The sequence below is a fragment of the Deltaproteobacteria bacterium genome (assembly GCA_012522415.1).
GTDB lineage: Bacteria > Desulfobacterota > Syntrophia > Syntrophales > JAAYKM01 > JAAYKM01.
Genome location: JAAYKM010000091.1, coordinates 21,762 through 33,867, shown reverse-complemented (window position 1 = coordinate 33,867; position 12,106 = coordinate 21,762). Strand labels below are relative to the sequence as shown.

Genomic DNA, 12,106 nt, shown 5'->3' with positions numbered 1-12,106 from the left:
TTTCTCATGCGTCACGGATACCAAAAGAAGAAAATGGGTCGCCCCACTGCTCACCGGGAGGCCATGCTAAGAAATATGGTTACGTCCCTGCTGAAGCATGAAAAGATAACGACGACGGATTCTAGGGCGAAGGAATTAAAAAAACTCGCGGAGAAAATGATTACTCTGGGGAAGAGGGGTGAGCTGCATGCCCGGCGTCAGGCCTTGACGGTTGTCCGTGAGCGGGATGTTGTGGAGAAGGTATTCTCCGAGTATGCGGAACGCTATCGTGAACGTAAGGGTGGCTATACCAGGATTATAAAGCTGGGATTTAGAGCAGGAGACAATGCCCCCGTGTCGGTTGTGGAATTTGTCAAGGACCCGGAAGAGGTTAAAACAAAAACGGAAGCAAAGACCAAATCCAAGGCAAAGGTTCCGGTGGAAAAAACCTGAGATTGCCGACCGCCTTGCCGGCCGCAATAATGCAATGCGAAAAAGGCAAGTAGCGCTACTTGCCTTTTTTCTTGTCATTGAAATAAAGATGTTTATACTGCGGGGGCAGACATCACGAAATCGTTTCTGTATATCGTGGGATGATGAAAAATAGAAGGAGGCTGGTTATGGCGGAAGAAAAAATTGGCGAAGTAGTGAAGTTTTTCTCCAAGCCGAGCGTTGCTGCGATTAAAATCACCGCGGGAACCCTTTGTATCGGAGATACCCTGAAGTTTATCGGCCACACCACGGATTTTACGGAAGCCGTCGAATCTATGGAAGTGAATAACCAGAAGATTGAGAAGGCCGTAGCCGGTGATTTTATCGGTTTAAAAGTCAAGGATCGGGTTCGCGAAGGAGACGAAGTCTTCAAAGTGACTTGATTTTTGTTTTCGTCGGTAAAATCAAATAAATTGTGGAGCGCAAGATGGAAATCAGGGTATTGGGGTGTTACGGGTCCCACCTGCCCGGTTTTGGCACAACTTGTTTCCAATTGGACACCAAGACGCTGGTTGACGGCGGTACGATTACGTCCGTCCTCACCCTTGAAGAGCAGTTGCAGATCGAGTATGTATTCTTAACACATGCCCATCTCGATCATATCAGAGACATCATGTTCCTCGTGGATAACATCTTCTATTTGCGGCGTCCTTTTCCCCTGGTTTTGGTAAGCACCCCGGGTATACTCGAAACGGTTCATAACCACTTGTTCAATGGGCAGATATGGCCCGATTTTTCCTTAATACCTTCCCCGGCCAATCCGGTCTTGAGACTGCAACCCATCCAGGCCGGAGAACCCTTGGCCGCCGGATCTTGGATGATATCGGCTACACCGGTCAACCATACGGTCGAAACCGTGGCATATACGGCGGTGTCAAGAGAGGGGGCAGTCATATTCATTGGTGACACTGGTCCGACAGAGGCTATCTGGCAGGAGGCCAACAGATGTGACAATCTCAAGGGGATTTTTATTGAAGTATCATTTCCCAACAGGATGGAGGAACTGGCTGCTCTTACCCGTCATTTAACTCCCCGCACTCTGAGCCGGGAGTTGGAGAAACTCCGTCACAAGGAGGCGGGGGTCTATGTTTTTCACCTCAAACTCCAACACGATGCGGAAATCACCAGGGAACTTCTCGAACTTCCCCAGAAGAAAAAGATTCACATCCTTCGGGACGGTGAAAAAATTCGTCCTTAGGATTCCCCAATGCCACATCACATCATGAACGATGAGGATACCAGGACTTATTTAATCGGCCTTGGGGGTAACGGGATTCGCTATGACTTGGTACCTTTCAAGCATCTGCTCTCCAAGCTGAATCGTCCCCACAAAGCATACGATACGATCCTCGTGGGCGGTACGAATGGGAAGGGATCCATCGCTTCCATGATCGCCTCCATTTTGATAAGGGCGGGGTATAAGGTTGGCCTTTATACATCACCGCATCTTGTCGATGCCCGGGAAAGAATCCAGGTTAATGGTGACATGATCTCCCCAAAGGAGCTGAATCGATGCGTGGCGGAGATCAGGGCGGTAGAAGAACCGGGGACGACGTACTTTGAATGCCTGACCGCCGCCGCTTTTGTATATTTTTGTGCGAAACAGGTTGATTTGGCGGTGCTCGAGGTCGGTATGGGTGGCAGACTGGATGCCACCAATGTTGTCGATCCCCTTATCTCCGTCATTTCCAATGTCGGGTTGGAACATACGAATTATCTGGGCAGGACTCTTCAGGATATTGCCCGTGAAAAAGCGGGTATCATCAGGGAGAAGGGTTTGTGTTTGACTGGAGCGAGACAAAAAATCGTCCGGCAGACTTTGCTGAGGCGGTGTCAGGATCTCGGGGCCACGCTCCTTGAACTTGGCAAAGATTTCAAAATACGCCGCACGACAGGCGGTACGTTTTCTTATCAAAGTCTGAAATGGCACATGCGGAACTTGAGAACCGTCTTGACCGGGGACCACCAAATTCGGAATGCCGCCTTGGCTATCGCTTCGGTTGAAGCCTTGACCACTCGAGGCTATGTTTTAAAAAAGGAACACATCCCGGCGGGTCTTGGGTCCGTTAAATGGCCCGGTCGTTTGGAGATGGTCCAGAGCAGGCCCACCGTACTTCTTGACGGCGCACATAATCCGGCGGCAATCTCTGCTCTTGTCTGTGCTCTGCGACAATCTTATTCATGGCGCAGGCTGATCGTTGTTTTTGCTGTGCTAAGCGACAAAAAATACCGTGAGATGATCAGGCGTCTCTGTGTTTTGGCTGATGAAATGATCATTACGCTTCCGAATGCGGAACGGGCCGTATCGCCGATACAGCTTTTGCCGATTGCCGCCTTGCATTGTCCGCAAGTGAAAATCGTCTTGCCGGCCGGGGAAGCGCTGCGAAAAGCGGTCGCAAATGCGGGAGAGGATGATCTGGTCTGTGTATGCGGATCGCTTTACCTGATAGGAGAAATGAAGGGATGGCTCGCCTCTTGTTTGTCATAGCAAAGCACCGATTTTCTCCGGTTCATTTTGACTAAATTAAGCAAACCAAAATCCGAGAGAGACGCCTGATCATGACGAGTGGAACGCTGAGGATTTGGAAAAAGAGCATAGAGAGAATGGGAGCAAGCTTGCTTACAAGACTGTTGTCTATCATGATTGCGTGGCTTCTCCTGGTTCCTTCATATTCTTTTTCTGCATTTGACGACGGCCTGAAAATCAAGGAAGGTCCGGTCAACATCCAGGCCGACCGCCTGATTTATGAGGAAAATGATGAAAGTTATCATGCCGAAGGTGATGTACTGATCACGTATCCTGGAGGAACCCTGAAGGCCGACCGGATCATCATGCGAAGGGCAACCCATACGGTTTACGCTGAAGGCAATGTGGTCCTGAGAACTGATCAGGATATCCTCGAGGGCGAAAGCGTTACGTTTAATATCGAAGCCAAAACGGGAACCGTTGACAACGGAAGGATGTTCATCGACAAGAATCATTTCTACATTTCCGGTCGGCAGTTTGAGAAAAACGGGGAAGCAACTTATCAGGCAAGGGATGCCGCGGCCACGACGTGTGATGGCCCAAACCCGGCGTGGTCCCTAAGGGGGCAGGAACTCAATGTGACCATCGACGGATACGGCACGCTGAAAAAAGGCACCCTTTGTGTCGGGAAAGCGCCCATTTTCTATTTCCCATACCTTTTATTTCCGGTAAAAACCACTCGGCAGACAGGCTTCCTCCTTCCTTACCTCTCCCATTCGAAAAACAAAAATGGCGTCGATGTGGAAATCCCGTTCTATTGGGCTATTTCCGAGAGTACGGATGCAACATTCTACCAGCGTTATATGAGCAAACGTGGATTCAAGGAAGGGATCGAGTTTCGATATTTCCCGACGACGGAGAGCTCCGGTGTGATTTACGGGGATTATCTTTATCGGGATCGCCTGAGGAAAGATGAAGCGAACGGCGTCATGTCCAGAAACTGGAATAAGGATCATGATCGCTGGTCTCTGTATTTGCAACATGAAACCGCGTTTGACAGCGAAGGGTATTATCTGCGGGCGGATGTCGCCCGTGTGTCCGATCACTGGTACTTCAAAGACTTTTCTTCCCGCAATTACTATCGGTCGCACTATGATGAAGGCGATGAGAATCGTTTCAAAAAAGTCTCATTCGAGGCGGATAAGTCCCTTCGTTCCCTGGATTCAAAGGTCCGTTTAGTCAAGGACTGGTCCCTTTTTAATCTGACGGCTTTGGCGCGCTATACGGATGACTTTACCAGTTCCTCAAATGAAAACACCCTGCAGCAGTACCCCGAGGTGACGCTCACGGCAGTGAATCAGCCTCTGCCCGCGACGCCCCTGCGTTTCGATATGGTGACTTCATACGATAACTATTACCGTAGCGAAGGGCACAGGGGATCCCTTTTCGATTTGCGGCCCGCTCTGACGGTGCCCCTCAGTTTGGGACCCTATGCCCATATTCTGCCGAGATTTGAGTGGCGTAGCAGCTTGTGGGATGCGAGAGGAGACGGCCTGGCCGGTATTGATAAAACCGGGAATCACAGCGGCTACGTCGCCGGGGCTCTCGTGACCACGGAAATTCAGCGCGTTTATTCCATGGACAGCAAGTCTGTTCAAAAGCTTCGCCATGGGATCAGGGCGGAATTGGGTTACGCCTACAGTCCCCATGTCAACCTGAAAGACATGCCCGATTATGTGGATTGGATGGATGAGCAAAACGCTGTTTCCTGTGCTCTGATCAACACCTTCATGGTTAAAATGAGGGAAGGAAGCACGGGGCCAAAGTACAGGGAAATCATGAGATTGAAATTGGGCCAGACGTACGATATTGATGGGGTGAAACGGGAGTGGGATGATCCCGGCGCCAAAAAGCGTCATTTCGGGACTGCGGACATTGAACTCGATTTCAACCCGTATCCCTACCTGTCTCTGAAAAGCCGAAGTCACTATGATGTCAACAAGGGATCGTGGTTGCGTACCAACAACGACCTGAATGTTTCCACCCCCCGAGGTGACAAGGTTTCTCTTGGCTACCATTATACCCGGAACCTGCTTGAAGAAATTAATCTGTCCCTGACAGCCAAGATCAACAGGAAAATGAGCATGTCCGTGACGTTCAAGGAAAACTTGCTGGCGAGCAGAACCGTTGAACAGACCTACTCGTTGCTGTATCGGCATCAATGCTGGGGTGTGAGGATCGGATTTACCAAAAGCCACGAAGATCAACAGATTTTTGCGGGACTTTCATTATTCGGACTTGGAGGAGACGGGATGGGCTTGAACTAGGTATTGCGGTGTATCCCCGATTTCCAAGAGGTCTTCCCCATTCGTCCGTGACCGCCACATCTCCATATCACTATCCCCTCGACGTAACCATAGGGTGGGTAAAGATTTCCGGTTTCATCGAGAGAAACCCCAGCGTACACCGATTTGATTCGGATCGAGGGTAATATGATGAAAATATTTGTGATTGTTGGAATGCCTGCGGCGGGTAAGAATTTGGCCCGGGACTATGCGGCATTCCGGGGGATTCCCTATTTCGCTACAGGGGATTTGGTTAGAGCTGAACTTGTATCCCGTGGAATTGAGGCGACAGCGGAAAATATAGCATATATTTCCAATGAGTTACGCGGGAAAGACGGGATGGGGGTAACCCGGTTGGCCTTGGAAACAGCGCTGCAAATCAGTGCACCCGTTGTGATGCTGGAGGGGATGCGTTCCTGGCCGGAGATTACTCTGATCCGCCAGAAAGCCACCGCCGTCGTCATCGCTTTCCTGGCACCGATGGATCTACGCCGTCAGCGGATTTGTTTGCGTGGTCGGAGCGATGATTCTCCCGATGCCTTCCATGAGAGGGATCAGCGGGAAATCGATTACGGCGCGGCGATTCCCATTGCTCTGGCGGATGAATACATTCTCAATACAGATACGATGGATGCGGCCACTCAAAGATTGCATGATATCATCGAGAAATATCGTTAGCCGGTTCAGTGGCGTGATGGTGGATTGGGCAAGGAGGGATCGGGAGGAGTTTTCTAAGAACGGGCGCTGGTTCCGTTGTTCAGGGAAACGTTCGATTTTACGGTTTGAAAAGGGATCGTTTCGTTTGTTGCCCATCATTTTTCTTATGATTTTGGCCGCTGTGTTTCTGTTTCTTTTCAGAACAACGGGTCCCTGTAAGGAACCTTTGACCTATCGCATTGGCACGGTCGACGAGCGTTTTGGTTTCAGCCGACAGGAATTCTCCCGTCTGGTCGCAAAGGCGGCTTCCGTTTGGGGAACGCCGCTGTCACGTGAGCTGTTCCGCGAGGAGGCGAATGGAAAAATCGTGATCAGCCTCGTGTACGACTACCGGCAGGAAGCAATGGAAAAATTGAAGAAATTGCGTTCCGACATCCAAGATACCCGGGATTGCTATGAGGATTTGAGGGTGCGCTTCGAGGCATTAAAAGCGGAATTTGAGGAGAAAAAAAAGAATTTGGAAGAAGACTTGAGTAAATACAATGCTCAAGTAGGAGAATTTAATGATAAACATGAGTCCAGGCGGCGTCGTGGGGGGATATCGGACGGCGATGAGCAGGATTTCATGCGGGGAAAAGAATATCTGTATGCGCTTCGTACGCATCTGCAAGCAAGGCGGGCTGAACTGAGGCGCATGGCGGAGACCCTTGAAAGCATGACCGTTTCCATGGGGGAGATTGTCTCGGAGCATAATCTCGGCGCGATGTCCTACCGTGAGGAGGGTAATAGACTGGGCGAAGAATTTCAGAAGGGGCGATATGCCAAAGAGGGCATGAAAGAACACATCACCATTTATCAGTTCGATGGAGAAAAAGGCCTGATCCGGGTTCTGGTGCATGAGTTAGGTCATGCTCTGGGACTTGACCACAACGACTATCCTTATGCCGTGATGCACCGCCTCGTTCCTGATGGCGCATCCTTTGATCTGACTCCCGCCGATATTGCCGCTTTAAAAGATCACTGCCGTGAAAAGTAATCCGTCCGGAAACCTTGTCGGGTGTCGTTCTGTCATAAAAACACCTGATAAGCAAATGAATTCAGATACTTACGTATGAATTCCTTCCTGGATCGTTGTGATTGCTATCGCCGCGTTCGTTTTGTTTGTCCCCCTGACATCGTGTCTGTAACATGGCATTAAATAAATAATAGAGTTCGATGAGTCCATAATTGAACAACCCCTGAGTCCTCATACCCTATGTTGATATTTCGCGCCCTGTACTATCGAAACTACCGTCTCTTCTTTTTCGGTCAATGCGTTTCCCTGACCGGAATATGGATGCAGCATGTTGCGGTGACCTGGCTGGTCTATCGTTTGACCCATTCCGCTGTGCTCTTGGGAACGGTCGGGTTTCTGGGAATGATCCCTTCCTTTTTTCTAACACCTTTTGCCGGCGTCCTGTCAGATCGATGGAGCCGCTATCGTATTCTTCTTTTTACCCAGGTCGTTTCCATGGCGCAGGCCTTGGCGCTTGCTACGTTCGTTCTGGCCGGTTTTGAGCAGATCTGGCCTATCCTGTTTTTAGCCCTTGTCCTGGGTTGTGTCGGTGCCGTGGATATGCCGGTTCGGCACGCCTTCGTATCCGATATGGTGGAGCGGCGGGAAGACCTGGCCTATGTGATCGCTATGAACTCTGCCATTTTCAACTTTGCCCGCCTGATTGGGCCTCCCGTAGCGGGCTTTTTGATTGCATGGTCCGGTGAGGGGGTTTGTTTTCTGTTAAACGGTTTGGGGTATATCGCCGTGATCGCCGCCCTTTGCAGTATGCGCATGGCACACAATCCCCTGCCAAGGATAACGCATGGCATCATTCGGGAGTTATGGAACGGGCTGGTGTATGCTTACCATGACAAGAGAATCCGGGCGATTCTCCTGTTAATGGCCTTGGGGGGGATTCTGGGTATCCCTTATGTGAGCATTATGCCCGTTTATGCGACTGAGGTTCTCCACGGAGGCCCCCGAACCTTGGGACTCCTGATGTCCGCCATGGGCGCCGGCGCCCTGGTCGGGGCACTTTACTTTGCCGCAAAACCTCCGAAAAGAGACCTGATGAAAGTCATTCCTCTGGCAATAGCGGGTGTCGGTGCCGGTTTTATTGGGTTGGCCGCCTGTCGTTCTGTCACCTTGGCGCTTGGTTGCATGTTTTTAGCGGGTCTGAGCATGGCCTTCCATTTCGCCGCGAGCAATACCGAAGTCCAGATGGTTGTCGAGGAAAGCAAGCGGGGAAGGGTGGTGAGCCTGCTCATCTTTTCAATTATGGGGTTCCTGCCTTTCGGCAATCTTCTTGCGGGTGTTTTGACCGATCTCCTCAATATCCAGTTGGTCTTTCTGGCCGGTGGTATGGGATGCATGCTTGGGGCAGCTGCTTTCGCAATCAAAATGAAGCGAGGCAATCCATCTGTTCACTGATGTATTTTGGACGGCCTAGTTGTGACAACCAAGCAACTCGGAAAGTGTTGGATGCGGTATAATCCAGTTTTTCAGTTCACGCTCGGTCATTTTGTTGCCCACAGCGAGACTCAGGGATGAAATGAGATCGGGTGCCTGTTCGCCGGCTATGGCGGCACCGATGAGACGGCTTTCGTGAAAGATTGTCTTGACGAATCCCCTACCAAGCAGTTCGGTCCGTGCGATCATATTGGCACCGTAATCTTTTTTTCTGACTTCGGCGTTGATGCCCAGCTCACGGGCTCTTCTCTCCGTGAGGCCGACCCGGGCCACGGGAGGATGTGAATAGACGACAACGGGAACGGCATCATCCGTGTAATGTGTGTCTGATTCGCCGAAGAGGCTCCGAACGACGGACCTTCCCTGGGCTACGGCCCGGTGAGCCAGCAGGATGCCCCCCGTGACATCGCCGACGGCATAAATTCCCGGCACAGACGTTTCCAGACGAGAATCGATTCCTATCCCCCTGCTGCTGTAGGCGATGCCCAATCGTTTCAGTTCCGTCTCCCTCAGGTGAGGGAGACGGCCCGTGCAGACGAGGACATACTCTGCTGAAAGCTGCAAAGTCCGCTCTCCTTGGTGCGTCTCCAACGTCACATGTCCAGGCGCTTCAACGATCTCCTTGACAGATGTGGCCGTATGAATTTCGATCCCCTTTTTTTTCATCTCCCCTGTCAGGTAGTCAGCGACGTCGGGATCCTCGTAAGGCAGGATCTGTGCAAGACATTCGATCAAGGTTACTTGCGTTCCGACCTCGGCCAAAAATGTCGCAAATTCTACGCCGATGGCGCCGCCGCCGATCGCGATCAGACTTTTCGGCAGGGTGTCCATCTGCAGGAGGGTGTCCGAGTTGATGACACGGGTGCTGAAAGGGATATGCGGCAGAGGGGAGGCCTTGGATCCCCAGGAAATAACCACGTTACTCCCTTTCGCGTGGACCGTTTTGCCCAGTGAATCGGTTACGGCAACTTCGCCGGGTGCCACAATCACGGCCTCTCCTTCCAAGGTTGTAACCCCCTGGTCCTGAAGGGATTTACGGATACCCAGGGTCGATAGTTGGATCATTTGGCGCTGATGACGCCGGGCGGCGCTGAAGTCAAACCGGACATTTTCCACGGTGATTCCGAGCCTTTTCCAGGACTCGGTTTCCAGGTAACGACGGCTGCAGGCCAAGAGGGCTTTTGTGGGAATGCAGCCCCTGTGCGTGCAGGTCCCCCCCCATTCTCCGTTTTCGATGATCAGGACCTTCCGGCCCAGGTGCGCCGCCTCCAGAGCGGTGGCATGTCCTCCCGGACCCGCGCCGATGACGATCAGATCGTAGCTCATGGTTTTTCCCTTTCACATACCCGCCGCATGGTAAGAACTTCGGACGAGGGGACCCGCCATGACGGATTCGAATTTCATGTCCAGCGCAATCTGCCGGAAATCGGCGAATTCGTCGGGATGATAGTATTTTCGGACCGGCCAGTGGTTTCGTGTCGGTTGCAGATACTGGCCGATGGTCAACCGCTGACAGCCTGTTGCCCGTAGCTCTTCCATGAGCCGGATGATCTGGTCCTTATTCTCGCCAAGACCGACCATAATGCCGCTTTTGGTGATAATGTCCTGGGTGTGTTCACGTACACACTGCAGGAGTTCCAGTGATCGGCGGTAATTGCCTGCCGGTCTCAATGTACTGAAAAGACTTTCACAGACCTCCATGTTGTGGTTGATCACTGCTGGGGCTGCTTCCATAACAGTCTGAAGCGCCGAAAATGAACCCTGGAAATCAGGAATCAATACCTCGACAGTGCAGGCGGGATAGGCCTCCCCGATCCGCCGGATGCAATGCGCGAACTGAGATGCGCCGCCGTCCGACAGATCATCCCGGCTGACCGATGTCATAACAACGTAAGAAAGGCCAAGATGTCCAACGGCCGAGACAAGACGCTCCGGTTCCTCCGTGTCCACTGTTTCCGGATTGCCGTAACGCACGTTGCAGTAGCCGCAATTACGGGTGCAGCAATCTCCCAGGATAAGGAATGTGGCCGTTCCCGACTGGAAACATTCCGCCATGTTGGGACAGCGTGCTTCCTGACAGATCGTATAAAGACGGCAGGCGGAAAGCAGACGGCTTATTTCCCTCATCTCACCTGCCTGTGGCAGACGGGTTTTCAGCCACGGTGGTTTTTTCACGATTGGAGCGGCAACGGTCATCCAGCCTGTCTCCCGTTATTCAGACCAGCAGATGTTCGGTTTCCGTGCGGCCAGAACATCATCCAGGCGTTTGACTGCTGTTGTATACGGAGCCCCCCTGACCAGACCCGGATTTTCTCGTACCTCCTTCGCGATGGCGATCATGGCGTCGCAGAAGGCGTCCAGGGTCTCTTTGCTCTCTGTCTCTGTGGGTTCGATCATAATCGCTTCCGGCACGATCAGGGGGAAATAGATCGTCGGCGGATGAAAACCGTAGTCCAGGATCCGTTTGGCAATATCCAGGGTGTGGACTCCGTGGCCTTTGGCCTGGCGGCTTCCGGAAAAAACACATTCGTGCATACACGTCCGTTCATAAGGGAGGTCATAATACGGAGTCAGGCGCGCCTTGATGTAATTAGCGTTCAGGACGGCCATGTCGCTCGTCTGCTTCAGGCCCGCTGCGCCGAGGAGGCGCAGGTAGGTGTAGGCTTTCACCATGACGTTGAAGTTTCCGTGGAAAGCCTTCATGCGGCCTATCGTGTCGGGATAGTCTTCCCGCAGGGTATAGCGGTCGCCATCCCTGACGATGCGGGGCACAGGAAGGAAGGGCGTCAGTTTCGCGCCGACCCCGATGGGACCGCTGCCAGGTCCCCCGCCGCCGTGAGGGGACGAAAAGGTTTTGTGGAGGTTGATCTGGATCAGATCAAAACCGGTGTCACCGGGACGGGTTCTCCCGAGGAAGGCGTTGGCATTGGCCCCATCGCAGTAGAGGAGTCCTCCCCGTCTGTGGACGATTCGGGCCACATCGACGATGTTATTTTCAAAAAGGCCCAGGGTATTCGGATTGGTCAGCATCAAGCCTGCCGCGTCTTCCGTCATGGCCGACTCGAGTGCATTCAGATCTACTCCGCCGTCCGAACCGGAGGGGATGGTTACGGTTTCAAAACCGCAGAGGGCGCCGGATGCGGGGTTGGTGCCGTGGGCGGTGTCGGGAATGAGGAGGCGGTTCCGCTTTTCACCCTTTTTCTCGAAATATTTGCGACAGATCATGATGCCCGTCAGCTCCCCCTGCGCCCCGGCGGAGGGCTGGAGGGCAAAATCGGCCATGCCGAAGAGTTCGCAGAGCATCGAACGGAGCTCATCCATGAGAGCAAGGTTCCCTTGGCAGAAGGTCTCCGGAGCGTACGGATGGAGCCCAGTAAATCCGGGTAGTTTTGCCACCTCCTCCGTAATCTTGGGGTTGTACTTCATGGTACAGGAACCCAAGGGGTAAAATCCCAGATCCACGCCAAAATTCCGCCGGGAAAGGGCCGTGTAGTGCCGAACCAGGTCTAGTTCGCTCACTTCCGGCAGATCGACATCTTCCCGGAGGAATCCCTCGCCGATTGCCTCGTTCAGAGACACCGGGGGGACGTCGTTGTCGGGAATTTCCGAGGCTCTGCGACCGGGTTGACTTTTTTCGAAGATCAGATCCATTTCCGTTTT

General features: G+C 52.4%; 11 protein-coding genes. 8 read left to right on the top strand and 3 right to left on the bottom strand.

Annotated elements, in window-relative coordinates:
- The first annotated feature begins 6 nt into the window (after positions 1–6).
- The 8 genes from rplQ (at position 7) to GX147_07940 (ending at position 8,407) form a co-directional block, all read left to right on the top strand.
- The gene (rplQ, locus tag GX147_07975; protein NLN60627.1) at positions 7–432 is read left to right on the top strand and encodes a 50S ribosomal protein L17; all 426 of its coding nucleotides are present in this window, start codon (positions 7–9) and stop codon (positions 430–432) included.
- Positions 433–599: 167 nt separating this feature from the next.
- A complete protein-coding gene (locus GX147_07970) occupies positions 600–854 on the top strand; it encodes a translation elongation factor-like protein (GenBank protein NLN60626.1) in 255 nt (84 codons plus the stop codon).
- Between the two features lie 44 nt (positions 855–898).
- On the top strand, positions 899–1,669 hold the full coding sequence (locus GX147_07965; protein ID NLN60625.1) for a 3',5'-cyclic-nucleotide phosphodiesterase: 771 nt from the start codon (positions 899–901) through the stop codon (positions 1,667–1,669).
- A gap of 9 nt (positions 1,670–1,678) precedes the next feature.
- On the top strand, positions 1,679–2,959 hold the full coding sequence (locus GX147_07960) for a bifunctional folylpolyglutamate synthase/dihydrofolate synthase (GenBank protein ID NLN60624.1): 1,281 nt from the start codon (positions 1,679–1,681) through the stop codon (positions 2,957–2,959).
- Positions 2,960–3,087: 128 nt separating this feature from the next.
- Positions 3,088–5,265, top strand: coding sequence for an LPS-assembly protein LptD (locus GX147_07955; protein ID NLN60623.1), 2,178 nt, complete (start codon positions 3,088–3,090; stop codon positions 5,263–5,265).
- Positions 5,266–5,430: 165 nt separating this feature from the next.
- Complete coding sequence (locus tag GX147_07950) at positions 5,431–5,961, top strand: AAA family ATPase (protein ID NLN60622.1); 531 nt, start codon at positions 5,431–5,433, stop codon at positions 5,959–5,961.
- Positions 5,962–6,166: 205 nt separating this feature from the next.
- Positions 6,167–6,976: a matrixin family metalloprotease gene (locus tag GX147_07945; GenBank protein NLN60621.1), complete on the top strand. Its 810-nt coding sequence runs from the start codon at positions 6,167–6,169 to the stop codon at positions 6,974–6,976.
- 219 nt (positions 6,977–7,195) lie between these two features.
- Positions 7,196–8,407 carry an MFS transporter gene (locus tag GX147_07940; GenBank protein NLN60620.1) on the top strand — a complete coding sequence of 404 codons (1,212 nt, stop codon included), beginning with the start codon at positions 7,196–7,198 and terminating at the stop codon, positions 8,405–8,407.
- A gap of 15 nt (positions 8,408–8,422) precedes the next feature.
- Here GX147_07940 and lpdA read toward each other — a convergent pair whose 3' ends face one another.
- The 3 genes from lpdA to GX147_07925 are packed head-to-tail and all read right to left on the bottom strand — an operon-like array spanning position 8,423 to position 12,097.
- Complete coding sequence (lpdA, locus tag GX147_07935; protein NLN60619.1) at positions 8,423–9,772, bottom strand: dihydrolipoyl dehydrogenase; 1,350 nt, start codon at positions 9,770–9,772, stop codon at positions 8,423–8,425.
- A gap of 12 nt (positions 9,773–9,784) precedes the next feature.
- Positions 9,785–10,642, bottom strand: a complete 858-nt coding sequence (lipA, locus tag GX147_07930; GenBank protein NLN60618.1) for a lipoyl synthase — start codon at positions 10,640–10,642, stop codon at positions 9,785–9,787.
- A gap of 15 nt (positions 10,643–10,657) precedes the next feature.
- Positions 10,658–12,097, bottom strand: a complete 1,440-nt coding sequence (locus GX147_07925; GenBank protein ID NLN60617.1) for an aminomethyl-transferring glycine dehydrogenase subunit GcvPB — start codon at positions 12,095–12,097, stop codon at positions 10,658–10,660.
- Positions 12,098–12,106 lie beyond the last annotated feature (9 nt).